This is a genomic window from Streptomyces sp. NPDC051322, assembly GCF_040689485.1.
GTDB lineage: Bacteria > Actinomycetota > Actinomycetes > Streptomycetales > Streptomycetaceae > Streptomyces.
The window spans coordinates 73848-100400 of sequence record NZ_JBFBAK010000001.1; the positions used below are offsets into that span (position 1 = coordinate 73848).

Below are 26553 nucleotides of genomic sequence, written 5' to 3' on the forward strand. Positions count from 1 at the left end.
GCCGGGGCGGTCCTGAAGCGTGGGTGTCATGACTTCGACGCTGCTCACCCCTCCCCTCGTTGCTCCGGCGGGCTCCCGGTTCCGCGCCGTGCTGCGGACCGTCGCCATGGTCTCCTGCCTGCCGTACCTGGCCATCAAAACCGCATGGATCGCAGGCAGCCATGTCGGTATGCCCGAGGACAGCACGCTGCTCGACCACCGGGGCGCGATGATCGCGGCCAACAGTGCGTCCCTGCTGCTGGACAGCTGCGTCATCGTCCTCGCGTTGTTGCTGACCCGGGCCTGGGGGCGCCGCGTCCCGGCCTGGCTGCTCGGCCTGCCGATGTGGGTGGCGACCGGACTGCTCGCCCCCGTCATGACCGGCTATCCGCTCCAGTTGCTGGTCCATGCCGTCCACGGTTCGGCCGCCCCTGCCGCGTCGGGTGAGCCGTTCCTCCACGCGTGGGTCTTCGGCGTCGTCTACACCGGCTTCATCCTCCAGGGTCTCGCTCTGGGCAGCCTCTTCGTGCTGTACGCCGGTGACCGCTGGGGACATCTGTGGCGCGGCCGGATGCGGGAACTGCCGGTCAGGACGGTCACCGGCTCCGTCCAGCGGGGGGCCGCCGCGGCCGCCGCGCTGTTCGCGCTGCTCCCGGGGGTCATGCACCTGCTGTGGGCATGCGGTGTGCGGGCCGGGCTCAGCTCCGCCCGGGTCGCGGACCGTACGGCCGACTTCTACGCGCTCGAAGCGGTGTACGCCTTCTTCGCCGCGGTCACCGTCGCCGGAGTACTGCTGCTCGCCTTCCGCCGTGGCAGCCGAGTGCCGGTGAAGGTACCGCTGGCGCTGGCCTGGGTGGGTTCCGGCGCCTTGGCCTGCTGGGGCGGCTGGCTGCTGGCCGCATCGCTGCCCGGCTCCGGCGATCCCGGCAAGCTGCCCACCCAGCTGATGTCGCTCACTTACGCTGTGCAGATGATGGTCGGGATGCTGGTCGTCGTGGTCGGTGCCTGCTTCCTCGCGGAACGCGACACGTGAAGCCGCTGTTCGACAGCCGGGCGCGGCTGCGCTGGACCCACCTGATCCTGGGCGGCGCGCTGCTGATGCCCTATTTCCTGCTCGGCACCGTGGCCGTCGGTACCTTCGCCCGGCATCAGGACGTCCTCGTCTCCCTCCGGCTGCAACTCGTCACCTTCGCCTGTGCACTGCCGATCGCCGCCGTCAGCGCCCTTTTCGTACCGGCCCGGCCGCTGTCGGTGTTCGCGGTACACGCCCTGGGCGGGGTGGACTCCGCGCTGCTGGCCGACAGACCCGCCCGGTCGTGGGCCGCCCGAGTCCGGACATCGGGCTGGTTCACTCTGCACACCGGGCTCGGCGGCATCGTCAGCGCGCTGACCCTGTCGACGCCGCCGCTGGCCGGCGTACTGCTCGTGCTGCCGTTCTGCCCCGCACTCCGCAGTTTCCGGTTCGCGCTGCCGGAGGTGTTCGGCGGCTGGGCCGTGCTGCTCGCCCCGCCCGCGGGGATCGTGCTGCTGCTCGCCCTGGCGGGCTGCGCGGCGGGCGCCGCGGAACTGCTGGCCCGCGCAGCGCCCGTACTGCTGGGGCCGACACCGGCGGACCGGCTGGCCGCCGCCGAGCGGCGGGCGGCGGATCTGGCGGTGCGCAACCGGCTGGCCAGGGAGCTGCACGATTCGGTGGGCCATGCGCTCAGCGCCGTCACCCTCCAGGCGGGCGCCGCGCGCCGGGTGCTGGACTCGGACCCAGACTTCGTACGAGAGGCGCTGACCGCGATCGAGCAGACGACGCGCCGTACAGTGGGCGAACTGGACACGGTGCTCGGCCTGTTGCGGCAGGGGGAGGAAGACGCGAGCACACCGACAGGTCCGGGCCTGGAAGCCCTCACCGGTCTGCTGGCGCACTGTGGCGTACCGGTCGCCTGCACCACGGCGGGCGATCCGGAGCAGGTACCCGGACCGGTCTCCCGCGAGGCCTACCGGATCGTGCAGGAGGGACTGAGCAACGCCCTGCGGTACGGCGGGTCGGCCCCCGTCGCACTGCGGGTGGTGCGCGGACGGGAAGACCTGGAGATCACTATGGAGAATCCGCTGCCCGGCCCCAGGCCGCCGGTCCCGCCGGGAGGCGGCCGTGGGCTGCGCGGCATGGCCGAGCGGGCGGCGCTGCTCGGCGGTCATGCGTCGGCCGGGCCGGCGGGCGGGGTGTGGCGGCTCACCGCCCTGCTGCCGCTGAAGGGGGAAGGTCTGTGATCCGGGTGGTTCTCGCCGACGACGAGCGGATGGTACGGACGGCCCTGCGCGTGATCATCGATGCGGAGCCCGATCTGACGGTGGTGGGCGAGGCGACGACCGGCGCCGAGGCGGTCTCGGTGGCCCGGGAGCTGTGTCCGGACGTCGTACTCATGGATGTCCGGATGCCGGAGATCGACGGTATCCGGGCCACCGAGCGCATTCTCGCCACCCTGTCGGCGCCGCCGCGCATCGTGGTCGTCACCACCTTCGAGAACGACTCCTACGTCTACGAAGCGCTGCGTGCGGGCGCCTCCGGCTTTCTGCTCAAACGCGCGGCGGCCGGCGAACTGATCCAGGCGGTGCGACTGGTGGCACGCAGCGAGTCCCTGCTGTTTCCGGCGGCCGTGCGTGCACTGGCCGCCGAACACGGACGCCGGGAGGCAGCGGCCTGCCCGCCCTGGGCGGCACGGCTCACCGCCCGCGAGTCCGCCGTGCTGCGGCTGATGGCGACCGGGCTCACCAACGCGGAGATCGCGGCGCATCTGGGGGTGGGCCCCGCGACGGTCAAGACGCACGTGGCCGCCGTACTCGCGAAGACCGCTACGCGCGACCGTACCCAGGCAGTGATCGCGGCGTACGAATCAGGCTTCGTCAGTCCCGCATAGGGCGGGGCCCGGCATGAGAGATCGCTGAGAAAACCGGTAATCCGGAACACCACCGGTGGCCCGCTCGTCCTCAGTACGGGATGAACAAGACAATCAGGCGCGCCTCGGCCTTGTGTCTGCTGCTGGTTCTCGCCCTGCTGGGCCGGGCAACCTACGTGCAGTTCTACGACGGCCGTGCGCTCGCGGACAACGAGCACAACCGGCGGACCACCATCGCTCAGTACGCGAAACCGCTCGGGAACATCATCGTGGCCGGTTCATCGGTCACCGGATCGGAGAGGACGGACAGCGGCGATCTCGCATACAAGCGCACCTACACCAACGGTGATCTCTACTCGGCCGTCACCGGCTACAGCTCCCAGGTGTACGGCGCCACCCAGCTCGAAGGCATCTACCGCGACGTCCTGGACGGGGCGGACCCGGAGCTGAAGAACCCGATCGACGCCGTCACCGGCAAGCAGACCTCTCCCGGCAACGTCCTGACGACCATCGACCCGGATGTCCAGAAGGCCGCGTACCAGGCTCTCGGGAACAAGAAGGGCGCGGCCGTCGCGATCGATCCGGCCAGCGGGAAGATTCTGGGCGTGGTCTCGACGCCGTCCTACGACCCTTCGAAGATCAGCGGGACGACGGACGCGGCAGCCTGGAAGCAGCTGACCGAGGACAAGGACCAGCCGATGCTGAACCGTGCGCTGCGGCAGGCCCTGCCGCCCGGTTCGACGTTCAAGCTGGTGGTCGCGTCGGCGGCGCTGGAGGACGGTCTCTACGCGTCGGTCGACACCCCCACGCACAGCCCCAACCCGTACCCGCTGCCCGGCACCAGCACGGCCCTCAGCAACGAGAACGCCTCGGCGCCCTGCAAGAACGCGAACATCCGCACGGCGCTGGAGTACTCCTGCAACAACGTCTTCGGGAAGATGGCCGTCGATCTCGGTCAGGACAAGGTCAAGGCGATGGCCGAGAAGTTCGGCTTCAACGCCTCGAAGCTGGATGTGCCGGTACGGGCCGCGGAGAGCGTGTATCCCTCCACCGACTACAAGTCGCAGACGGCGCAAACCGGTATCGGCCAGTTCGACGTGACCGCCACCCCGCTGCAGATGGCCATGGTGTCGGCCGCCCTGGCCAACGACGGGGTCCTGATCGATCCGCATATGGTTTCCAAGGTCACGGACGCGGACGGCGACACCCTCAAGTCGTTCGAGAACCCGTCATCGACCCGGGTGGTCTCCTCCTCCACGGCGCGGCAGATCCGCAGCGCCATGCGGACGGTGGTCGATCAGGGCACCGGCACGAACGCCAGGATCAGCGGCGTCGAGGTCGGCGGAAAGACGGGTACGGCGCAGCACGGGGAGAACAACAGCAAGACGCCGTATGCCTGGTTCACGTCGTACGGGAAGGACTCCGCCACCGGCAAGCAGGTGGCCGTCGCCGTGGTGGTCGAGGACTCCGGAGCCGAGCGCTCGGAGGTCAGCGGCAACGGACTGGCGGCGCCGATCGCGCAGAAGATGATGGCGGCGGCCCTGAAATAGCGGACACCGGAGCGGTACGCGAGGGGTGCCGGCAGCGGTGCGCGCTGGTACGCTCTCGCCCCGCACTCCGGCCGGGCGCCGCCCGGCGGGGAGCGCGTACCGCCGGTACAGCATCCGTACACAGGGAGAGCGCCCGTGGGACCGGTCGACGACGACGCTGCTGCCGAGTTCCATGGCTTCTTCGAGGCGCATTACGCCGAACTCGCCCGCCTCGCCCATGTACTGACGGGCGAGCCGGACGCCGCCGACGACCTCGCCGCTGACGCTCTGCTGGCGCTCTGGCACCACTGGGGCCGGGTGCGGGCGGCCGAGCATCCCGCCGCGTACGCCCGTGGGGTCGTCGCGAACCTGGCGCGGTCCCGGATCCGCAGCGCCGTTCGGGAACGACGGCGTATCGCGCTCTTCTGGTCGTACCGGGGCGAACCGGCCGACGATCCGGACATACCCGCGGTCGTCGACGTGCAGGACGCGCTGCGCCGGCTGCCCTTCCGCAAGCGGGCCTGCGTCGTGCTGCGGCATGCCTTCGATCTGTCCGAGCGGGACACCGCCCGGGCGCTCGGCATCTCGGTCGGTACGGTGAAAAGCCAGACGTCGAAAGGGATCGCGGAGCTGAGCCGGCTCCTCGGGGACGCGGAGGACACCCCCGCCCGGGTCCACGCGACGGTGGCCGCCGGACGTACCGGAGGAAGGAACTGATGGGCGACGCGGACGTACGGGATCAGCTGCGCGAGGCGGCTCGGGCCCACCGGCCGGACCGGGAGCGGATCATGGCCCGGGTCGAGCGGGGCATGACCGCCCCCGGTGACGTGCGGCGCGGGCGGCGCCCGGTGGTGGCGCCCTGGATGCGGATCGCCGGGGCCACGGCCGCGGTCGCCGGCGTCTTCGTGCTCGCCGGGTACGCCGTCGCCTCCGCCGTCCAGGACGGCCGGGCGGAGCAGACCGTGGCGACGCGCTCGTCGTCCCCGGCCGCGTCTTCGAGCGGGGCGCCTTCGAGCGGGGCGCCGCAGCCGTCGTCCGCCGGGCTCCGGGCCAGGGGGACGATCGACGCCGGCTCCAACGCCTACTGGGCGCAGAGCGATGTCGCCTTCACCAACGACCGTGCGCTGTCCGCACTCACCGTGGAGCTGCGTGTCGCCCGGACCGGCGGCGTCACCGACACCGGCAACTGGCGCGATCTGCCCGCTGCGGACTTCGCCGTCTCGGTGCGTCCGGAGGGCCGCTTCCTCGTTTATCGCTGGACCCTCAAGGACGGGCACACGGCGCGGGCCGGCCGGCATGTCTTCGCGGCCCAGTACAACCACGCGGAAGGCGCCCGGGATCCGAAGGGCGACTCGTACACGGTCCGGGGTGTGGCATCGGGGCGGCAGATCGAGGCGCACGGCGGCTTCGCCTGACCGGCCTGCGGCGGAGAATCCGGCAGGAGGCGGCAACCCATTCCGCCGCGGTGGCGACCACGGGGCGCCAGCTCTCGACCTCACCCCAAGGAGCCCAAGGAATGGGACACATGAGCCAACGAGCCGAACTCCGCACGGGCCGCAGGCGCCGCCTGATGCGGCGGCGCGCCATCGCCGCACTGACGACCGCGGTCGGGATGACCGCAGCCGCGATCGTCACCAGTGTCATGCTGACCCCCGCCAGTGCGGCCCCCTCTCCGTGGCCGACGAACAACGGCTCCAAGCCCGTCACGGCGACCATCCCGGTATCCGGTACGTACGACGGCGGGATGAAGCGCTTCTACGGCAGCGGGGACCTCGGCACCGGCGGACAGTCCGAAGACCAGGACCCGATCTTCAACCTCAAGGACGGCGCGACCCTGAAGAACGTCATCCTGGGGTCGCCCGCCGCCGACGGCGTGCACTGCGCCGGGAGTTGCACGCTGCAGAACGTCTGGTGGGAGGACGTCGGCGAGGACGCCGCGACGTTCAAGGGCACGTCATCGTCCTCGGTCTACACCGTGTACGGCGGTGGGGCGCGCAAGGCGTCGGACAAGGTCTTCCAGTTCAACGGCGCCGGCAAACTGGTCGTGACCAAGTTCCAGGTGTCGGACTTCGGCAAGCTGGTGCGCTCGTGCGGCAACTGCTCGACGCAGTACAAGCGGTCGATCATCGTGAACGACGTGGACGTCACGGCGCCCGGTAAGGCGATCGTCGGCATCAACACCAACTACGGTGACACCGCCGCGCTGCGCAACATCCGGATCATCGGTGACAGCAGCAAGAAGATCAAGCCGTGCCTGCGGTACACGGGCAACAGTTCGGGCGACGAGCCGGTGGAGACCGGTTCGGGACCGGACGGCACGTACTGCCGCTACTCGGCCTCGGACCTCACGTACCAGTAGGCCGCTCGCTCCTGCAGACGCGGCGCCGCCGGGCTCGTCCGGGCGGCGCCGCACGCGCACGTCGAGAGAGCCTTGCCCGAACCGTTGACCGGGGTGCGGTACGGGGTTAGCGTGTCGCGGAATTCCGAACAGCGTTCGATATTTCGCACAGCTGATATCCCATCACTCTCCTAGCGAGGAGGCTCCCTTGGAGCTGACCAGACGCTCCTTCACCGCGATGACCGGCGGCGCCGCGCTGACGCTCGCGCTGGCCCCCGGAGCCGATCGGGCCGCCGCCGCGGCGGAGCCCGCCGCCGCCGACGGTGCGCCGCACACGGTCGCCTTCGACAAGTACTCCATGGTGATCGACGGCCGGCGAGTGGTCCTCTGGTCCGGCGAGATACATCCGTACCGGCTGCCCAGCCCATCACTCTGGCGCGATGTGCTGCAGAAGCTGCGGGCCAACGGATACAACGCCATCAGCATCTATGTGGCCTGGAACTACCACTCGTCCGCCCCCGGTACCTACGACTTCACCGGCGTCCGCGATCTCGGACTCTTTCTGCGGATGGCCGCCGAAACCGGCCTGTACGTCATCCTGCGCCCCGGCCCGTACATCAACGCCGAGGTCGACGGCGGTGGTTTCCCCGGCTGGCTCACCACGACGGCCGGCACGGCACGGACCGCCGACCCCACCTATCTCGGCCACGTCGACGAGTGGCTGACCGCCGTCGACGCGATAGCTCGGGAGCATCTCTACACCAACGGTCAGGGCACGGTCGTCCTCTACCAACTCGAGAACGAGTACGCCGCGCACATCTCGGACGCCTCCGGCCGCGACTACCTGGCGCACCTGTACGCCAAGGTGCGCGCCGACGGCATCGACGTGCCGCTCTTCCACAACGACAAGGGCCGCAACGGTTACTGGGTTCCCGGTTCCTTCCCCACCGGCGACGAGAGCGGCCGCTACCTCTATGCCTTCGACGGCTACCCCTCGCCTTCGGGCAACCCGCCGGACTGGGGCTACTTCGGCCCGGGCGGCGCGAAGGGCGGCTCCACGGCCAGCCCGCAGACGCCGGGGTTCGTGGCCGAGTTCGGTGGCGGCTGGTTCGACCCATGGGGCGGCGCCGAGTTCGGCGGGAAGGGGTACGAGGAGTCGCGGCGCACCCGGGACGCCGCCTATGAACGGCGCTTCTACCTCACCAATCTGGCCAACGGCATCAAGATCCACAACGTCTACATGACCTTCGGCGGAACGTCCTGGGGCTGGCTGCCCGCGCCGGTCGTCTACACCTCGTACGACTACGGCGCGGCCATCGACGAAGCGCGCAACGCCACCTCCAAGCTGACGCCGATGCACCAACTGGGCGAACTGGTCCAGTCCGTGACGGACTTCGCCATGCTGGACCGGGCTCAGGACGTCGCGGCGAACGACCCACGGGTGAAGGTCTACCACCTGACCAACCCGGAGACGGGGGCCCATTTCTACGTCCTGCGCAACGACACCACGGCGGCGGTGGACTGCACGCTCCCGCTGGCCACCCCGGCCGGCGAGGTCACCGCCCCGGTGACAGTGGGGGCCCGTGACGCCACCCTGCTGGCGACCGGCATCCGGCTGGGCCGGCGCACGCTGCTGCACACCACGGCGCAGCCGATGCTGCAACTGACCGTCGGCCGCCAGGACATCGCGGTCCTGACCGGGCGCACCGGGGGCCCGGTCGAAGCGGCGATCGCCTGCGCGGAGCAGCCACGCGTCACGGTGCTCGACGGCGACGCGACGACGGCGTACGAGAACGGCGCCCTCACCGTGCGGGCCGGACTGTCCGGTCTGACACGGTTGTTGATCGAGGGAGGCGGGAGCGGGACGCCGCTGCTGTTGCTGCTCGCCGACGACGAGGCCTCGTCCCGGCTGTGGCGGCACTCCACCCCGTCGGGTCCGGTGCTCGTGCGAGGCCCCGCGCTGTCGCGCACCGCTTCGCTGCACGGCGCCACCATCCGGTTGACCGGCGACACCATCGAGGACTGCGAGGTGGAGATCTGGGCGCCGCGCGGCATCCGCGAGGCAGCCTGGAACGACCGCCGCCTCCCCCTGCGGTCGACCCGGTCGGGCAGTCTGCTCTCCCGGGCGGATCTCCCCGGCGTCCCGGAGGTCCGGCTGCCCGAACTGACCGGCTGGCGGCACGCCCCGGAGAACCCCGAATCGGCAGCGGACTTCGACGACTCGGACTGGACGCCGGCCACCCGGGCCACCTCGTACAGCACCACCCCGGTCCCCGCGGGACAGCCGGTCCTCTTCGCCGACGACTACGGCTTCCACTACGGCGACGTCTGGTACCGCGGCCGTTTCGACGACGCGACGTCGGCCGACACCGTCTCGCTCTCCTACTCGGCGGGCACCCAGGGCCTGCTGATGGCCTGGCTGGACGGTGAACCGCTGGGCACCCACCGGCTTCCGGTTCCCGCCAAGGCGCAGGACACCCAGGGCACCTGGACGGCGACGGCCGCCTTCGCCGTACCGGAAGCCCTGCGCACCGCGGCCCCGCACACCCTCTCGGTGCTGGTCCGGCGGATGGCCCACGAGGAGGACGGCGGGGCCCGCGACAGCCACAAGGCGGCGCGCGGCCTGACCGCCGCCGTCGTGCCGGGGACGTCGGTCACCTGGCGCGTCCAGGGCGCGACGGGCACCGAGGACCGGGTGCGCGGCCCGCTCAACGCCGGTGGCCTGTACGGCGAGCGCACCGGCTGGCATCTGCCGGGCTTCGACGACCACGCCTGGGCATCCGATCCGGCGCCGGGCCGGCGGCAGGGCGTGAGCTGGCAGCGGACCAGCTTCGCGCTGCACGTGGACGAGCAGGTGGACGCATCGATCGGGCTCCACCTGGACGACGACGCGTCGCGCGCCTACCGGGTGCAGATCTTCCTGAACGGCTGGAATCTCGGCCAGTACATCAACGACGTGGGACCGCAGCACACCTTCGTGCTGCCGAACGGCCTGTTGCGAACCCGGGGCCGCAACACGCTGGCGCTCGCGGTCCTGTCCGACGGCACCACCGAGGCAGGGCCGGCCGAGGTCTCGCTGAAGCTGCTGGGCAGCGCCGCCGGCGGGGTCCGCGTGGACCCGGTCAGCTCCCCCGGCCTCTGACCGCTCCCGATTCCCACCTCCGGAAGGACGCCCACCCGATGCACGTCCGCACCCCCAGACGAGCCCTGCCACCCCTTCTCTCCCTGCTCGCCCTGATCATCGGCCTGCTGGCCGCACCCGCCCAGGCGGCCCCGGCGGCCGCCGATGTCACCGGCGGGCTGCTGCTGAGGTATGCCCTCGACGAGCCGTCGGGCACGGTCGCCACCGACTCCTCCGGCCACGGCCACGACGGCACCGTGCACGGCACGGCCGGCTGGAGCGCCGACCAGGGCCTCGCCTTCAACGGCAGCGACACCTACGTACAGATGCCGGACAACCTGCTGTCCGGCCTCGACGCGGTGACCGTGTCGCTGGACGTGAAGATCGCCACCGGCCAGGCCACCCCGTACTTCCTCTACGGCCTCGGCAACACCAGCGGAGGCAACGGCGACGGCTACCTCTTCACCACCGGTGACCAGTACCGCACGTCCATCGCGTCCGGGAACTGGTCCACCGAGCAGACGGTGCGCCGCTCGTCCTCGTACAACCTGCCGCGAGAAGTCTGGAAGCACCTGGACTACACGCTGAGCGGCGGCACCGGTGTGCTCTACGAGGACGGGGTCGAGGTCGCCCGCAACACCGCCGTCACCCTTACTCCCGGCTCGCTGGGCGGCGGCGCCACCACCGCCGACTATCTCGGCCGGTCGCTCTACTCGTCCGACAAGTACTTCGAGGGCAACATGCGGGACTTCCGTATCTACGACCGGGCGCTCAGCGCCGACGAGACCGCGGTCCTCGCGACCCCGGTCAACACGGAGGCCGTCGCCGCGGACCGTGCGGCGCTGTCGCTCGGTGACACCTCCGCCGTGACCGGGAACATCGACCTGCCCGGCAGCGGCGGCAACGGTTCGTCCGTCAGCTGGCAGAGCAGCGACCCCGGCGTGGTCTCCGCCGCCGGCAAGGTCACCCGCCCGGCGCTCGGTCAACCGGACGCCCGCGTCACCCTCACCGCCACGCTCTCCCGAGGGGCGGTGTCACAGACGAAGAGCTTCACCGTGACCGTGCCCGCCCAGTACGACGACGCCCGCGCCACCGCGCTGGCTGCCGCCGCGCTCACCCTGCCGGGCATCAACGATGTGCGCGGCAACATCACGCTGCCCGACACGGCGGCCGACTCGACGTCCGTCAGCTGGCGTTCCGACGATTCCAGGACCATCGACCCGACCGGTGTGGTGCACCGCCCCCGGCACGGCGCCGGCGCCCGGACGGTGCACCTGACCGCGACGGTCTCCCGCGGCAGCGCGAGCGCCACCCGGGCCTTCACCGCCACCGTGCCCGAGCTGCCGAAGAAGCAGAAGTACACCGGTTACGCCTTCAGTTACTTCACCGGTGAGGGCACGGCGGACGGCGAGCAGATCCGCACCGCCCTCAGCCGCGGCAACGACGCCCTGCACTGGCGGGAACTCAACGGCGGCAAGCCGACGCTCACTTCCGACCTCGGCACCAAGGGGCTGCGCGACCCGTTCATCATCCGCTCCCCCGAGGGCGACAAGTTCTACCAGATCGCCACCGACCTGCGGATGTACGGCAACGGGGACTGGGACGCCGCCCAGCGCACCGGCAGCAAGTCGATCATGGTGTGGGAGTCCACCGACCTGGTCCACTGGACCGACCAGCGCCTGGTGAAGATCGCACCCGACACGGCGGGCAACACCTGGGCACCGGAGGCGTACTACGACTCGTCCCTCGGTTCCTATGTCGTCTTCTGGGCGTCCAAGGTGTACGCCGACGACGATCCGCAGCACACCGGCTCCACGTACAACAAGATGCTGTACGCGACCACCAGGGACTTCCGCACCTTCTCCGCGCCCAAGGTGTGGTCGGACCCCGGCCATTCGGTGATCGACTCGACGGTGATCCAGCACAACGGGACGTACTACCGCTTCACCAAGGACGAGCGGGACTCGGCCTCGGCGTCCCCCTGCGGCAAGTTCATCACGGCCGAGAAGTCGAAGGATCTGCGCTCCACGTCCTACTCGTTCGTCGCCGACTGCATCGGCAAGGGCACCATCAACCAGGGTGAGGGCCCCACCGTCTTCAAGTCGAACACCGAGAAGAAGTGGTACCTGTTCATCGACGAGTTCGGCGGACGCGGTTACGTCCCGTTCGAAACGACCGACCTGGACTCCGGCACGTGGACACCCTCGGAAAACTACGAGCTGCCGGCCAGCCCCCGGCACGGCACGGTGCTGCCGGTGACCGGGCCCGAGTACCAGCGGCTGCTGAGCGCCTACGCCCCGAAGGCGTCCATTTCCGACGCCACCGCGCCCGCTCTGCAGGCGTACGCGATGGTCGACGACACGGCGGGCACGGTGGTGCTGCCGCTGAAGCCGAACGCCCCGCTGTCCGCTCTGGCCCCTGAGTTCAGCCTCGCCGAAGGCGCCCGGATCAGCCCGGCCTCCGGCACCCGGCGTGACTTCCGGACACCGCAGACGTACACCGTCACCGCTGCCGACGGGACCCGGCGGACCTGGACGGTGGAGGCGCGGCACCTGCGCAGCCCGCTGCTGCCGGGGCTGAACGCCGACCCGGACATCGCCTACCTCGATGGCAAGTACTGGATCTATCCCACCGGTGACGGCTACGCGGGCTGGAGCGGCACCCGGTTCAAGGCGTACTCGTCGACGGATCTGGTGCACTGGAAGGACCACGGGGTGGTGCTCGATCTGGGCCCCGATGTGAGCTGGGCGGACAGCAGGGCCTGGGCTCCCACCATCGCGGAACGCGACGGGAAGTACTACTTCTACTTCTGCGCGGACACCCAGATCGGGGTCGCGGTCGCCGACAGCCCGGCCGGCCCGTTCAAGGACGCACTGGGCAAGCCGCTGATCGCCAAGGGCCAGTACAGCGGACAGATGATCGACCCGGCGGTCTTCACCGACGACGACGGGCAGTCGTATCTCTACTGGGGCAACGGCCATGCGTACGGAGTGCCGCTGGCCGACGACATGACGTCCTTCGACACCGCGAAGGCGCAGACCTTCACACCGAGCGGTTTCAACGAGGGCTCGTTCGTCATCAAGCGGGGAAGCACTTACTACTTCTCCTGGTCCGAGGACGACACCCGCAGCGAGAACTACCACGTGGCGTACGCCACCGGTCCCTCGCCGCTCGGCCCGTGGACCAAGCAGGGGACGATTCTCGCCAAGCGCCCGGCGTACGGGATCCTGGGCACCGGCCACCATTCGATCATCCAGGTGCCGGGTACGGACGACTGGTACATCGCCTACCACCGCTTCGCGATCTCCGGCCCCGGCAAGGCGGGTGGTGACGGAACGCACCGGGAAACGACGCTGGACCGCCTGGAGTTCGCATCGGACGGCACGATCAAGCCGGTGGTGCCGACGCTCGAATCCATCGACCCGCTCCGGGGCCGCGCGAGCTGACGAAATCCGGTGGCGCGCCGCGTTGCCGTTCTGTTGGAGTGGCCGGATGGATCATCAAGCGGTACTGGCCGTCTTCGACCAACAGATGCGGCGGGACGCGCCACCGGACGGGCCCGGGGCCCGGGTCGAGCGCATCGGCGATGTCGTGCGGCAGACCGGAGCGGACGGGGCTGCCTGGAACGGCGTCGTCTGGTCGGGCCTGGGCCCGGACACCGCGGACGCGGCGATCGCCGAGCAGGTACGCCACTTCTCGGCGCTGGGCCGCGAGTTCGAGTGGAAGCTGTACGCGCACGACCGCCCCGCCGACCTCGCGGACCGGCTCCGGATGGCCGGCTTCTCACCCGAACCGCCGGAGACCCTGATGGTCGCCGAGGTCGCGGATCTGCCGACCGAGGTCGAACTGCCCGAGGGCGTCCGGTTGCTTCCGGTGACCGACGTGGCCGGGGTGGACCTGATGACGAGCGCCCATGAGGAGGCGTTCGGCAAGGACGGCTCGAGGCTCCGGCACCGGATCCTGGCCCGGCTGACGCAGGAGCCCGATTCGATGGCCGCGGTCGTCGCGATGGCCGGCGAAGTGCCGGTGTGCGCGGCCCGGACGGAATTCCACCCCGCATCGGACTTCGCCAGTCTGTGGGGCGGCGGGACCGCCCCGGCCTGGCGGGGCCGGGGCATCTATCGCGCTCTGGTCGCGCACCGGGCCCGTCTCGCGGCCGACCGCGGCTGCCGCTGGCTGCAGGTCGACGCCTCCGACGACAGCCGCCCGATCCTGCAGCGCCTCGGCTTCACCGCCCTCACCACCACGACACCTCATGTGTACGGCCCGCCGCGCCCCCGGCTGATCAGGTGAGGACCGGCAGCTCCGGCGGCCAGACGATCGCCGAGTCGGGAATCCCGCGATGCAGTTCCCGCCAGGTCCCCGACGGCAGCACCCGACCGGCGTGCAGCGCCTCGGCCACCAGCCGGGCGACCTCGATGGCGCCGTGCGCCTGGAAGTGCGTGTTGTCGGCTGCCCCGTCCGGGTAGTTGGGGCTTGCGCCGGGAGCGAGGTGCAGGAAACAGCCGGTGGTGCCGTCCGGCCCGAGCCGGTCCCACAGGGCGAGGCTGAGGGACTGCAGGTCCACGGACGGAACCCCCTCCCGCTCGGCCAGATCGAGCATGGCCGCCGGGTACACACCGTGGGAGGGCCGGGCATGGCCTGCGGCGTCGAACCTGCGCCGCTCCACCGGGGTGACCAGCACCGGGTGGGCGCCGCGCTGCCGGGCGCCGTCCAGGAACGTACGGAGATACGCCTGGTAGGTGGTGTACGGATCGGTGCCCCGGGTGGGATCGTCGGTCTTCTCGTCGTTGTGGCCGAAGGAGATCAGCAGCCAGTCGCCGGGGCGGATGTCGCGGAGCACGGCGTCCAGCAGGCCGGCGTCCGCATAGCTCCTGGTGCTCGCGCCGGACAGCGCCCGGTCGACGACCGTGGTCCGCCGGCCGGCGAAGACCGGCAGCGCCTGCGCCCAGCCGGTGCGGGGCGCGGTGTCGGCCGCGTACACGGACGCCGTGGAGTCACCGGTGACGAAGACCCGGAACGTACGTCTCGCCACCGGGCCGGTGCTGCGGGGCACGGTGTACGGGGCCCAGCTGCCGAGGTACGTCGCGGGGGTGTGCGCCTCGGCGCCGGCTTCCGTCAACTGGGGGCGGTTGGCCGCGACGGTGATCTCCGCGCCCGGCCCGAAGTTGGCGTACTCGGTGAACCGCTGGTCCTGCCAGGGGTACTGGTCCTTCATATTGGTGTACGGCTCGGCCGCCCGGATGCCCGGGCCCATCCAGGTGTCCCGAACCGTGAGCATCGGGTACGCCGTGGGGTCGGACGACGGCACCCAGGGGCGGGCCAGGCAGTACTCCGCCGGGCCGGCGCCTGAGGTGATCCGGCAGCGGGTGGCGAGAAACCCGCGGGGGTTGGACCGGACCGTGGAGGGTGCGAACACCATGCCCTTGGGGGTGAAAGTGACGTCCCGCTCCAGGGTGTGGAACTCGGTCGATTCGAAGACCGCCGTGGCCCGCCCGAAGACGAAGTCGACGTCACCCTCCACGTAGCAGTCGCGGTAGTACTGCCGGGCGAAGGTGCCCACGTTCACGGTGTCCGCCAGCAGGGTGTCCTGGTGACCCAGGAACCTGCAGTGGTCGAAGAACGTCCGGTCACCGCAGGCGCGGACGGCGACGGCCTGGGTACCGGTGGTGCCGGGGTGGTCGGCGCGCAGCCAGTCGTTGGCGAGCGTGAGGTCGCGTACGGTCAGGCCGGGCGCCATCGAGGTGAAGGTGGCCGAGCCCGAAGTGCCATGGGTTTCCGCCGCGTTGTCGTACACGATGACGACATCGCCCGGGATGCCGGTCGCACCGCGCAGGGTGAGGTCGACGGCCGTGGCCGGAACGGTCACCGTCTCCCGATAGGTGCCGGCGGCGAGCACGATCGTCCAGCCGGGACCCGGCACGGCGTCGACCGCGTCCTGCACCGTGCTGTGGACGGTGGTGTGGGCGCCCGCGTGATGGCCGCTGCCCTGCGGAGCGACGTACAGGATTTTCGTGGGTGCGCCGGTGGCGGCGGAGGCGCGCGGGGCGAGGCCCGCCGCGGCGGCCACCAGGGCTCCGATCAGGACGGAACGGCGGGCGATGTGCGGGGAGTTCGAGGGCATGCTGGTAGTGCCTCCGTTGCGGCTGGGGATGACTCAGGGAAACAGAGGGTGCGGCCGGGGCTGTCCGCCCCGGCCGCCGAACGGGTGTGAATCAGTGGATCTTTCCGGCGCCCGCGCCGCGGTCCACCAGGTGCGGTACCGCGCGGGGGTTGTCGACGCGGGTGCGCAGGGTGGGGGTCCAGCCCGCGCCGGAAGTGAGGTGCTCCGCGGGGATTCCGGCGTTGTGGACCGCGATGAGGTCGGTCCGCCGGCCGTTGACGTAGTTGTCGTCGGCGGTGATGGGCGCCTCGCTCCACTTCTTGAGGATGGTCGCCGGGTCGAAGCCGGGCGCCAGGGTGATGGCGTTGTGCTCGGCGACCAGCCGGGAGTTCTTGCCCACGCCGAACGTGTACGCGTATTCCTGGCCGGGGGTGACCACGAAGTGGTTGTTGTACGAGTCGACCTGGCCGAAGCGGACCCGCGGGGCGCGCTCGGTGATACTCCGGAAGAGGTTGTGGTGCAGGGTGACCTTGATCTTGTCGGTGTCGGTGGCGGTCGCGCTGTCGCTGTTGCCGAAGAGCAGGGTCTTGTCGTGGTCGGTGAAGGCGTTCCAGGACGCCGTGACGTAGTTGGCGCCCTTGACGACGTCCAGTTCGCCGTCGTGCTGCTGGTAGATCCGGCCGAAGTAGTACGGCTGTGCGCTGTCGGGGCGGCGGCCGTCGGTGAAGGTGTTGTGGTCGAGCCAGACGTGGGTGGCTCCGTAGACGACCAGGTTGTCGTACTCGGAGTTCCAGTTGCCGGTGTCCCCGTCCGTCGGGTCCCACTGCGGGAAGCAGTCGAAGGCGTCCTCGAAGGTGAGATTACGGACGATGACGTTGTCCACGTTCTCGATCTGCAGGTCCCCCGAGAGGATCCGGGCGTGCGAGCCGAGGCCGATCACGGTGGTGTTGGCGGGAACCTTGACCTCGACCCTGGCTGCCTGGTCGGCGGCCGACGCGGCCCGCAAGTCCTCCTGCGGGCCGCTGGGCACCTGGTCGCGGCCCCAGACGGCGGGGTCGTAGTCGGCGAGGTACTGCTCGAGGCGGTAGCCGGGGGCCGCGTAGTCGTCGCAGGAGAGGGCCGCGCCCGTGTCGTCGGTGTTGAAGTCGAGGGTGCCCCTGACCTTGATGATCTTCGGGGCGTCGCCGGCGTCCTTGAAGGCGGCGACCAGTTCGGCGCGGCTGGAGACGGTGTAGATGTGGTCGGCCGTCGCGGCCGATCCGCCGGTGGTGCCCGGGCCGGCCGAACCCCAGCCGTCGTGGGCGGCCAGCACGGCGCGTGCCGGGTCGTGATGCGGTGCGGCCGATGCGGCAGGCCCGGTGATGCCGAGCACCAGCGCGGCGCATCCGGCGACGACTCCTATGACGCGGCCATGACATACCCGACCACGACGTCTCGGTGAAAGCATCGTTGCTCCTGAAGGGCTGGATGTCCGGCGGCGGCACCGTCCCGGCTGCCGCCGCCGCTTGTGGGCGTGCTGTGGGCGTACTGCTGTGGGCGTATCGCGGGGATCAGCTCTGGGTCCGCTGCTTCCAGTCCGCCTGAGCCGCGTTCAGCTCATCGGCGATCTTGTCGAGGAAGGCCTTCGCGGTGATCTTGCCGAGCAGCAGCTTCTGGAACTCCGGCTCGTTGTCGGACTTGGAAATGGTGTTCCAGTCGGGCAGGTAGTACGGCAGCTGCACGATCTTGGTGTCGGCACCGTTCAGCGCCTCGGCGGCCAGCTTGGTGGGCTCCGCCTTCTGGACCCAGGCCGCCTTGGCGGCCTCGGTGTTCGCCGGCACCTGGCCCGCGGACTCGTTGAACTTGGAGTTCTCCTCGGCCGAGACGGCGAACTCGATGAACTTCCAGGCGGCCGCCTTGTTCTTGCTCGCCTTGAACAGGCTCAGCCCGTCGACCGGGTTCGAGACCTGCACACGCTTGCCGTCGTCCATGGTCGGGTTCGGGATGCCGCGGAACTTGTCCGCGCCCAGCGCCTTCAGGTGGTCCTGGTAGGAGCCGAGATTGTGACTCAGCATGCCGATGGAGCCGCTGTCCCACTGGGCGACCATCTTGGTGAAGTCGTTGTTGAGGTCGGCGGACGGGGTGTCCTTCTTGTACAGGGCGACGTACTTCGCCAGGGCGGCCACGTTCTTCGGATCGTTGACCGTGGTCTTGTCGCCGCTCCAGAATGAGCTGATGCCGGTCTGCCCGTACACCGCGTCCAGGGCCGGCGCGATGGACCCCGTACCGCCCCGGATGGTGAAACCGAACTTGTTCTTGCCGCTGTCGGTGAGCTTGTCGGCCGCCGCGTAGAACTTCGACCAGGTGGTCGGTGCGTCCAGACCGGCGCTCTTGAAGAGGTCCGTGCGATACCACAGCGTGCCGTTGTTGACGGAGGTCGGCACCTGGTACAGCTTGTCCCCGCCGCCCGCGGCCCGGCTGCTGTCGAGCAGTTTCTGGCCCAGTTCGCCGTGCAGCGAGCTCTTCTCCAGCCGGCTGTCCAGCGGCTCCAGCGCCCCCTGGACCGCGACTTCGGCGAGCATCGCGGTGCCCACGCCTCCGACGTCCGGCAGGCCGCCGCCCTGGATGGCGGTGTCGTACTTGGACTGGGCGCTCGCTGCGGGTATCCCGACGTAGTTGACCTTGATGTCGGGGTACTTCTTCTCGAAGTCCGCGATGACCTGCTTCCAGATCTCGGTGCGGACCCCGCCGTTGTTGTCCCAGAAAGTGATCTCGCCCTTGCCGGAGCCCTCGTTTCCCTTGTCTCCCGCGGTGCCGCTGCCGTCGTCACCGCAAGCGGTCGCGGTCAGGGCGAGCACCGCGGCCAGCGTGACCGCGCCGGACGTTCTGCGCCGCCAGGTGGTGGTGGAGATCTTCATCGTCGGCTCTTCTCTCTCTGGATCCCTGAATCTCTGAGTCTCTGCAAGGGGCGGTTGCTCACGCGGTGACCACCCTCCGTACGTAGGCGGCCGCCGCGTCCCGGTCGAGCGGGCCGTCGGCGACGACGGTGACGATGCGCCGGACGACCGCCCCGCCGGCCACCACCGGCAGCCGCCCCTCCCAGGCGAGGGCCGAACCGACACCCGGGTACTCCCTGCTCCGTACGAACCACGGGTCACGGCGGGTCTCCTCGGTCGCCCCGGCGAACACCAGCGTCCAGCCGTTGCCCGCGAGCGCCAGCCAGTCCGCAGGCCGCCCGTGGATCGGCTCCTCGCCGTCGGTGTCCTGGGTGAACACGCGGGGAGCTTCGGCGGCTCTGGGCGCGCGCCAGAAGAAGCCGCCGTATCCGGCGCCGGGACGGCCGTTGGTTGCCGGGCTGCCGATCGAGAGGTCCCGGCCGCTGGAGTTGGTGAGCGAGAAGGTGAAGTCCAGCGCCCAGGCACGGTCGTCGAGCTCGGTCGCGGCGACCGTCCGGTACTCGCTGAGCAGTTCCCCTTCGGGAGTACGCCAGCTCACGTCCTCGACGAAGCCGTCCGAGTCGCGCAGCTTCCACCCGTCATGGCGCTGCGTCCCATGGTTGGCCAGCTCGGTGGAGCCCCGGCCCCGGACGAAGGTGCGCCCGCCCCAGAAGTTGGCCCCCTCGATGTCGGGCACGGCCACCGACACGCCCAGATGGTGCAGATGGTCCTGCGGCATCTCCTCGGTGACCCGGAGCCCCTGCAGGGTGGTGAGCGGGTGGAGGTACGGGCGGGGGGAGAGCCGGGTGTCGATCTCGGGCCGGTAGTGGTAACAGCCGACCGGGCGCCCCGCACAGCGCAGGACCACGGAGGACTTCACGGACGACTGCACGGGGGACGTCATGAGGTGCTCACCTCGGAGGGGAGGGCCCAGGGGGCGCCGAGTTCGGAGAAGAGGCTGAGCGTGTCGGCGCTCGCGGCGACCAGGCCGCCGATGCCCCGCACGATCCGCCGGGAACCGCTCTCGCCTGCGGCGCTTCGCCAGGAGCCGGCCGGCAGCGGGGCCGGCTCCGGGGCGGTGCGGATGGCTTCGACCACCCGCATGAAGGCCCCCGTCTCCTGCGGCGGCGCCAGGAGCTCGGCCCGTCCCGCGAGATGCTCGACCAGATTCTCCAGCAGATCGGTGCGGCCATGGACCGACTCCGCCGGCCCACTGCCCGCACGCTGCACCAGGACCCGGTCCTGCTTGTACCAGAAGGTGATCCGCCCGCGGTCGCCGTGCACCACGAGATACGGTTCGGCCTGCTCTTCCGCGCAGAGCGTCGCGGCCACGGTGACCCGGGTGCCGCGCCCGGTGACGGCGCGTACGCAGGAGGTGTCGTCGGCCTCGATGTCGTGCGCCCGGAACAGCTCGGTCTCGATGGACGACACGTCATCGGCCAGTGAACTGCCGTCCAGGGCGAAGGCGGTCGCGACGGCATGCGCCAGCGGATTCGTCAGGACCCCGTCGACGACGTCCAGGTCACCGAGACGGCGACGGCCCGCCCAGGGAGCCCGCCGGTAGTAGCCCTCGTCGCGTACCCATGCCCCGGCGCCACCGATGCCCCGTACGGTCCCGATCGAACCGCTGTCGATCAGTTCGCGGATCGCGGGCAGGGCGTGCGAGCCGAGGGACTGGAAGCCGATCTGGCAGGCCGTTCCCGCCGCCCGGACCCCATCGGCCATCCGCTGGAACTCGGCGTAGGACGGCGCGGGCGGCTTCTCGAGGAGGAGGTGCACGCCGCGCCGGGCGGCGGCGAGTGCCAGGTCGGTGTGGGTCTGGATGGGCGTGCAGATCACCGCCAGCCCGGCGCCGGTGGAGTCGAGCAGTCCACCGAAATCGGCGGACTGCGCGGGGGCGCCGAACCCGGCCAGCTCCTCGGCGGTGAGCGGAGCGAGCTCACAGATCCCGGCCAGCCGGAGCAGACCGGCGGCCTCCAGGCGGCCGATGTTCTCGAGATGCCTGCGTCCGTGGCCGCGCGCGCCCGCCAGGACGACAGGCAGCGGCCGACTGCTCTTCACCATGGACATCAGCCCTTCACCGCACCGGCGCTGAAGCCGGTGATCAGCCACTTCTGGATGAATGCGAAGACGATGACGACGGGCAGCGCGGCCACCACACCGCCCGCGGCCAGCGCACCCAGGTCGACGCTGTCCGAGCCGATCAGGGTGTTCAGTCCGACCGGGATCGTCTGTTTGTCCTGTTCGCTCAGGAACATCAGAGCGAACAGGAAGTGGTTCCAGCTGTGCACGAAGGCGAACGAGCCGACCGCGATCAGTCCGGGGCGCAGCAGCGGCAGCACCACCGCGCAGAAGGCCCGGAAGCGTCCGCAGCCGTCCACCCAGGCGGCCTCCTCCAGCGAGACCGGTACGTTCTTGATGAAACCGCTGATCAGGATGATCGACAGAGGCAGCTGGAAGACCGTCTCGGCGATGATCACACTGCCCAGGGAGTTGATCATCCGGAGGTTCTTGAAGATCTCGAACAGCGGCACCAGCATCAGCGCCCCGGGAATGAACTGCGAGCAGAGCAGGCCCAGCATGAAGGCGTTCTTGATACGGAAACGGAAGCGGGCGAGGGCGTATCCGCCGGCCAGCGCCACGGCCGTGGTCGCCACCAGGGTGCTGATGCCGACGATCATGCTGTTCTGGAAGAAGATCCCGAAGCTCCGGTCGTTCCAGACCTTGGAGAAGTGTTCGAAGGTGATCGGCCACGGCACCAGCGCCGTCGAGCCGGCCGGGCGGAACGCGAAGAGGAGCATCCAGTAGAAGGGGACGAGGGTGAAGAGCAGATAGAGGCCCAGCGGCAGATAGATCTGCCAGCGCGGCACCTCGTCGAACGCGCGCCGGTTCTTCTTCGGGGGATGCACCGGAGCGGAGGCGCCGGCGCCGGAGCGGCGTTCCCGGGTGCTCTTCTCGGCGAGTGCGGCGGTCACTTGTTGTCGCCTCCGAACTTGCTCAGGCGGAGATAGACGATGGAGCAGAAGAGCAGGATCACGAAGGCGACGGTGGTCAGCGCCGAGGCGTACCCGAAGTCGTGGCCGTCGATGGTGGTGTTGGCGATCTTCAGCGGCAGTGTGGTGGTCACACCGGCCGGGCCGCCGCCGGTGAGGGTGTAGAGCAGGTCCACGTTGTTGAACTCCCACACTCCGCGCAGCAGGGTGGCGAGGATGATCGCGTCCTTGAGGTGCGGCAGGGTGATGTGGAAGAACTGCCGCATCCGTCCGGCGCCGTCGACCGACGCCGCCTCGTACAACTCCTTGGAGACGGACTGCAGGTCGGCGAGGATGAGGATCGCGAAGAAGGGAACTCCGCGCCACAGTTCGGCGACGGTCGCGGCCCAGAAGACGGTGCCGGTGTCGGAGAGCACCGAGGAGCCGTACGAGCCGATGCCTGCGTCGGCGAGGTAGCGGCTGAAGCCGGTCGACGAGTTGTACAGCAGGATCCAGATGGTGCTGGTCAGCACGCCGGAGACGGCCCACGGCGAGAACACCATGGCGCGGGAGATACCGCGGCCGATGAACGTCTGGTTGACGATCAGCGCCAGGCCCAGTCCCAGGGCCAGTTGGAGGGCAACCTGGGTGACGACCCACTGGGCGCTGAAGCCCAGCGTCGACCAGAACTGATCGTCCTGGGTGAAGATCCGGGTGAAGTTGTCGAAGCCGGCGAAGCCGTTGCGCCAGGGTTTGGTGACGTTGTAGTTCTGCAGGCTGTAGTAGAAGACGCTGAGCACCGGGTATGCGATGAAGCCCAGCATCAGCAGGCCCGCGGGGGCGATCAGCAGGTAGGGCAGGCGCCGGGGCGTCGCCGAACGCCGCTTGGGCACCTTCGGCTGCTGTGCGGCCACGGCTGCGGCTTGTGCCATGACTCGTCTCCGATCTGGGTGGGGTAAGCGCTTACCGGACGGCGTTCGGCATACCGGTGTGCGGTGCGGGTGAGGCGTTGGGCGGGTGGGGCGTTGGGCGGAGCGGTCAGCGGGCTCGGTCAGGCGGCTCGGTCAGCCGGCGTAGGGATCCGGCACCTGTCCCGGCCGGGCCAGGAAGGCGAAGTCGCAGCCGGTGTCGGCCTGAGTGACCTGTTCGTTGTAGAGCGCGCCGTAGCCGCGCTCGTACCGGGTGGGCGGCGGGGTCCACGCGGCTCTGCGTTGCTCCAGCTCCTCGTCGGGCACCTCGAGCCGGAGTGTGCGAGCGGGTACGTCCAGGGTGATGAGGTCCCCGGTGCGCACCAGCGCGAGCGGACCGCCGACGTAGGACTCCGGCGCGACGTGCAGCACGCAGGCGCCGTAACTCGTACCGCTCATCCGGGCGTCGGAGATCCGCACCATGTCGCGGACCCCCTGCTTGAGCAGATGGTCGGGGATGGGCAGCATCCCGTACTCGGGCATGCCGGGGCCGCCCTTGGGGCCCGCGTTGCGCAGCACCAGGACGTGCTCGGCGGTGATGCCCAGTGCGGGGTCGTTGATGGTGCGCTGCATGGTCCGGTAGTCGTCGAAGACGACCGCGGGGCCGGTGTGGCTGAGCAGCCGGGGCTCGGCCGCGATGTGCTTGATGACCGCGCCGTCGGGGCAGAGGTTGCCGCGCAGCACGGCGACGCCGCCCTCTTCGGCGAGTGGGTTCTCGCGGGGCCGGATCACGTCCGGGTTGTGGACGAGAGCGCCTTCGAGCTGCTCACGCAGGGTGAGGTGGGAGACGGTGGGCCGGTCCAGGTGCAGTACATCGGTCAACTGGGCCAGGAAGGCCGGAAGCCCGCCGGCGAAGTGGAAGTCCTCCATCAGATAGCGGCCGCCCGGGCGGAGGTTGGCGAGTACCGGGACCGTGCGGGCGATGCGGTCGAAGTCGTCGAGGGTGAGCTTGACCCCGGAGCGGCCCGCCATGGCGATGAGATGGATGACGGCGTTGGTCGAGCCGCCGAGCGCGAGCACGGTGGCCACCGCGTCCTCGTACGCCTCGGCGGTGAGGATCTTCGACAGCTTCAGGTCCTGGTGGACGAGGTCCACGATCCGCAGCCCCGAGGCGGCGGCCATCCGGTCGTGACCGGAGTCGACGGCCGGGATGGAGGAGGCACCGGGAACGGTCACGCCGAGCACCTCGGCCGCGGCCGTGAGGGTGGATGCGGTGCCCATGGTCATGCAGTGGCCGGGCGAGCGGGCGAGCCCGTTCTCCAGCTCGGCCATCTCGCAGTCGCCGATCAGACCGGCCCGCTTGTCGTCCCAGTACTTCCACATGTCGGTGCCCGAGCCGAGGACCTCGTTGCGCCAGTGGCCCGGCAGCATCGGGCCCGCGGGGACGAAGACGGTGGGCAGGTCGACGGTGGCCGCGCCCATCAGCAGGGCGGGGGTGGACTTGTCGCAGCCGCCGAGCAGCACCGCGCCGTCGACCGGATAGGAACGGAGCAGTTCCTCGGTCTCCAGCGAGAGGAGGTTGCGGTAGAGCATCGGGGTCGGCTTCTGGAAGGTCTCCGACAGGGTCGACACCGGGAATTCCAGCGGGAATCCACCGGCCTGCCAGACTCCGCGCTTGACCGCCTGCGCCCGGTCGCGCAGATGGACGTGGCACGGGTTGATGTCGCTCCAGGTGTTGAGGATCGCGATGACCGGCTTGCCGAGGTGTTCCTCGGGCAGATAGCCGAGCTGGCGGGTGCGGGCCCGGTGGCTGAAGGAGCGCAGACCGTCGGTGCCGTACCACTGGTGGCTGCGCAGCTGGTCCGGCCTTCTGCGTGAGGTAGCGGCGGACGGGGTGCCGGCGGAGGGGGTACCGGCCGGCCGGGTGTCGGCGGAAGCGGTCGCGGGCCCGGAGTTGTCAGAACTCATATCGCCCACCCCGCCACCAGGTCGGCGACCTCGGCTCGCTGCGCCTCGTCCAGTACCCGGCTCGGCGCCCGCACGTCCCGCCGGCACAGCCCGAGCGAGGCGAGCGCCTCCTTGACCACGGTGACGTTGTTGGCGGACTGATCGGCGGCGCGCAGGTCCTCGAAGGGGCGGATCTGCTCCCAGACCTTCATGGCGGCGGCGCTGTCGCCGGCCCGCAGGGCCTCCAGCATGGCCAACGAGACGCTCGGCGCGACATTGACGAGTCCGGAGGTGAAGCCGCTGGCGCCGCCCGCGAAGTACGAGGGCGCGTACAGCTCGGCGAGTCCCGCGATCCAGACGAAACGGTCGAGGCCCGCGTCACGGGCGAACGCGGCGAAGCGCGCGGCGTCGGGGACGGCGTACTTCACCCCGATGACGTTCGGGCAGAGCCGGCCGAGCTCGGCCATTCTGGCTCCGGGCAGGTGCGGGTTGCGCAGGTAGGGCACCACACCGAGCTCCGGCACGGCGTCCGCGACGGCCCGGTGGTAGTCGACCCAGCCGCCCCGCGACACATACGGGTGGATGGGCTGATGGACCATCACCATCTGCGCCCCGCACTCCCGGGCATGCCGGGCCGCGGCGACCGCGGTCGGCACATCGTGGCCGACTCCGACCAGCACGACCGCCCCGGCACCGGTGCCGGGGACGGTACCGGCTGCGGCCTCCTCGATGGTCAGCTCGGTGACCCGGGTCCGTTCGGCGGGCGTGAGGGCGTAGAACTCACCGGTGTTGCCGTTGGGGGTCAGCGTCCGGATGCCGCCGTCGATGAGCCGGCGCAGCAGGGCACGGTGTGTGCTCTCGTCGATCGCGCCGTCTGCGCCGAAGGGGGTGACGGGGATCGATACGACATCGGCGAGCGCGGTGCGCAGTGGCTGGAAGTTCATCGGGCTTCCCCTCCTTCAAATCCTTCGGACCTGCCGGACGCGCCGGACATCTCGGAATCGGGGAAGGCCCGTTCCACGAAGCCGGCGATGTGGTTGTGCAGGGTGCGTGCCGCGCGTTCGACGTCCCCGTCGAGGGCGAACCGCAGGATCTCCCGGTGTTCACCTGCCTCCCGGTCCCAGGAGGGGTCGGAGGCCCAGGCGACGGTGGAGACCAGGGCGGCCTGGTCGCGTACCTCGTCCAGCATCTTCGCGAGCAGCGGATTGCCGCAGGGCAGGTAGAGGGCCCGGTGGAACTCACGGTTGGCGAGGGAACGCTCGGCCCGGTCCTCGGCACCGTCGGCCCGCACCAGCGCTTCCTGGGCGGCCTGGAGGGACGCCTTGCGCAGAATGGACCTCTTCAGCGCCTCAGGCTCGAGCAGCAGTCGTACGTCGTACACCTCGCGTGCCATGGCGGCGTCGACGGTACGCACGGTGACGCCCTTGTACTGGCTCATGACGACCAGCCCGGTGCCGGCGAGCGTCTTGAGCGCTTCGCGAACGGGGGTCTTGGACACCCCGAACTGCGCGGCGAGTTCGGTTTCGACCAGGGCCTGCCCCGGGCTGAGCTGCCCGGTGAGGATGGAGTGCTTGATCGCCTCCAGGACGTACTGGGTCCGGGAAGGGATCGGGCTCGGGGCAAAGGTCATGGGCGCTCTCAGATCTCACGTATCAGGTGCCACGTATGGGGCGCGTACCAGGGATCGCGTATGGCGTATCGCGTATGGCGTCTCATATATGACGTACGAAGTACGACGCGATGAAGCTAGGCCCGTGACAGCCGTTCGTCAATGCTCCGCGCACCACTGATTCGTTTGCCCGATCGGTCGGAGCCGGTCCGCTCAGGCATGTGCCCGGTCCGCCGAGCACCCCTCA

At 70.1% G+C, this 26553-nt stretch carries 20 protein-coding genes and 1 pseudogene; 10 read left to right on the forward strand and 11 right to left on the reverse strand.

Annotated features, from left to right (window positions below; translation table 11 throughout):
- The first annotated feature begins 28 nt into the window (after positions 1-28).
- The 10 genes from AB0436_RS00405 to AB0436_RS00450 all read left to right on the forward strand — a co-directional run bounded on the left by AB0436_RS00405 (position 29) and on the right by AB0436_RS00450 (position 14145).
- Complete coding sequence (locus AB0436_RS00405; protein WP_366465395.1) at positions 29-1012, forward strand: hypothetical protein; 984 nt, start codon at positions 29-31, stop codon at positions 1010-1012.
- Entirely contained in the window at positions 1009-2238 is a 1230-nt protein-coding gene (locus AB0436_RS00410; protein ID WP_366465396.1) for a histidine kinase, read from the forward strand. Before AB0436_RS00405 ends, AB0436_RS00410 begins: the two co-directional genes overlap by 4 nt.
- Entirely contained in the window at positions 2238-2885 is a 648-nt protein-coding gene (locus AB0436_RS00415; protein ID WP_366466097.1) for a response regulator transcription factor, read from the forward strand. The genes AB0436_RS00410 and AB0436_RS00415 overlap by 1 nt, the downstream gene beginning before the upstream one ends.
- A gap of 80 nt (positions 2886-2965) precedes the next feature.
- Positions 2966-4414, forward strand: coding sequence for a penicillin-binding transpeptidase domain-containing protein (locus AB0436_RS00420; RefSeq protein WP_366465397.1), 1449 nt, complete (start codon positions 2966-2968; stop codon positions 4412-4414).
- A 135-nt stretch (positions 4415-4549) separates the two neighbouring features.
- The gene (locus tag AB0436_RS00425; protein WP_366465398.1) at positions 4550-5110 is read left to right on the forward strand and encodes a SigE family RNA polymerase sigma factor; all 561 of its coding nucleotides are present in this window, start codon (positions 4550-4552) and stop codon (positions 5108-5110) included.
- Entirely contained in the window at positions 5110-5808 is a 699-nt protein-coding gene (locus AB0436_RS00430; protein ID WP_366465399.1) for a hypothetical protein, read from the forward strand. The genes AB0436_RS00425 and AB0436_RS00430 overlap by 1 nt, the downstream gene beginning before the upstream one ends.
- A gap of 110 nt (positions 5809-5918) precedes the next feature.
- Entirely contained in the window at positions 5919-6752 is an 834-nt protein-coding gene (locus AB0436_RS00435; protein WP_366465401.1) for a pectate lyase, read from the forward strand.
- 187 nt (positions 6753-6939) lie between these two features.
- Complete coding sequence (locus AB0436_RS00440) at positions 6940-9873, forward strand: beta-galactosidase (RefSeq protein WP_366465402.1); 2934 nt, start codon at positions 6940-6942, stop codon at positions 9871-9873.
- A 38-nt stretch (positions 9874-9911) separates the two neighbouring features.
- Positions 9912-13298 carry a family 43 glycosylhydrolase gene (locus AB0436_RS00445; protein ID WP_366465403.1) on the forward strand — a complete coding sequence of 1129 codons (3387 nt, stop codon included), beginning with the start codon at positions 9912-9914 and terminating at the stop codon, positions 13296-13298.
- A gap of 46 nt (positions 13299-13344) precedes the next feature.
- On the forward strand, positions 13345-14145 hold the full coding sequence (locus AB0436_RS00450; RefSeq protein ID WP_366465404.1) for a GNAT family N-acetyltransferase: 801 nt from the start codon (positions 13345-13347) through the stop codon (positions 14143-14145).
- Here the strand turns inward: AB0436_RS00450 and AB0436_RS00455 are convergent.
- The 11 genes and pseudogenes from AB0436_RS00455 to AB0436_RS00505 form a co-directional block, all read right to left on the reverse strand.
- A complete protein-coding gene (locus tag AB0436_RS00455) occupies positions 14138-14908 on the reverse strand; it encodes a rhamnogalacturonan acetylesterase (protein ID WP_366466098.1) in 771 nt (256 codons plus the stop codon). The genes AB0436_RS00450 and AB0436_RS00455 overlap by 8 nt on opposite strands.
- A gap of 3 nt (positions 14909-14911) precedes the next feature.
- A pseudogene (locus tag AB0436_RS00460) lies at positions 14912-15976 on the reverse strand (pectinesterase family protein); the annotation flags it as partial.
- Between the two features lie 91 nt (positions 15977-16067).
- Positions 16068-17402 carry a pectate lyase gene (locus tag AB0436_RS00465; RefSeq protein WP_366465405.1) on the reverse strand — a complete coding sequence of 445 codons (1335 nt, stop codon included), beginning with the start codon at positions 17400-17402 and terminating at the stop codon, positions 16068-16070.
- A 103-nt stretch (positions 17403-17505) separates the two neighbouring features.
- Entirely contained in the window at positions 17506-18852 is a 1347-nt protein-coding gene (locus AB0436_RS00470) for a sugar ABC transporter substrate-binding protein (RefSeq protein WP_366465406.1), read from the reverse strand.
- Positions 18853-18910: 58 nt separating this feature from the next.
- Positions 18911-19774 (reverse strand): PmoA family protein, encoded by an 864-nt coding sequence (locus AB0436_RS00475; RefSeq protein WP_366465408.1) that lies wholly within the window; start codon positions 19772-19774, stop codon positions 18911-18913.
- The gene (locus AB0436_RS00480) at positions 19771-20934 is read right to left on the reverse strand and encodes a Gfo/Idh/MocA family oxidoreductase (RefSeq protein WP_366465410.1); all 1164 of its coding nucleotides are present in this window, start codon (positions 20932-20934) and stop codon (positions 19771-19773) included. Before AB0436_RS00480 ends, AB0436_RS00475 begins: the two co-directional genes overlap by 4 nt.
- 5 nt (positions 20935-20939) lie before the next feature.
- Positions 20940-21845 carry a carbohydrate ABC transporter permease gene (locus AB0436_RS00485; protein ID WP_366465411.1) on the reverse strand — a complete coding sequence of 302 codons (906 nt, stop codon included), beginning with the start codon at positions 21843-21845 and terminating at the stop codon, positions 20940-20942.
- Positions 21842-22774 carry a sugar ABC transporter permease gene (locus tag AB0436_RS00490; RefSeq protein ID WP_366465412.1) on the reverse strand — a complete coding sequence of 311 codons (933 nt, stop codon included), beginning with the start codon at positions 22772-22774 and terminating at the stop codon, positions 21842-21844. The genes AB0436_RS00485 and AB0436_RS00490 overlap by 4 nt, the downstream gene beginning before the upstream one ends.
- A gap of 132 nt (positions 22775-22906) precedes the next feature.
- Positions 22907-24718: an L-arabinonate dehydratase gene (gene araD / locus AB0436_RS00495; RefSeq protein ID WP_366465413.1), complete on the reverse strand. Its 1812-nt coding sequence runs from the start codon at positions 24716-24718 to the stop codon at positions 22907-22909.
- A complete protein-coding gene (locus AB0436_RS00500) occupies positions 24715-25641 on the reverse strand; it encodes a dihydrodipicolinate synthase family protein (RefSeq protein WP_366465414.1) in 927 nt (308 codons plus the stop codon). Before AB0436_RS00500 ends, araD begins: the two co-directional genes overlap by 4 nt.
- On the reverse strand, positions 25638-26327 hold the full coding sequence (locus AB0436_RS00505) for a GntR family transcriptional regulator (protein WP_366465415.1): 690 nt from the start codon (positions 26325-26327) through the stop codon (positions 25638-25640). The genes AB0436_RS00500 and AB0436_RS00505 overlap by 4 nt, the downstream gene beginning before the upstream one ends.
- Positions 26328-26553: the final 226 nt, after the last annotated feature.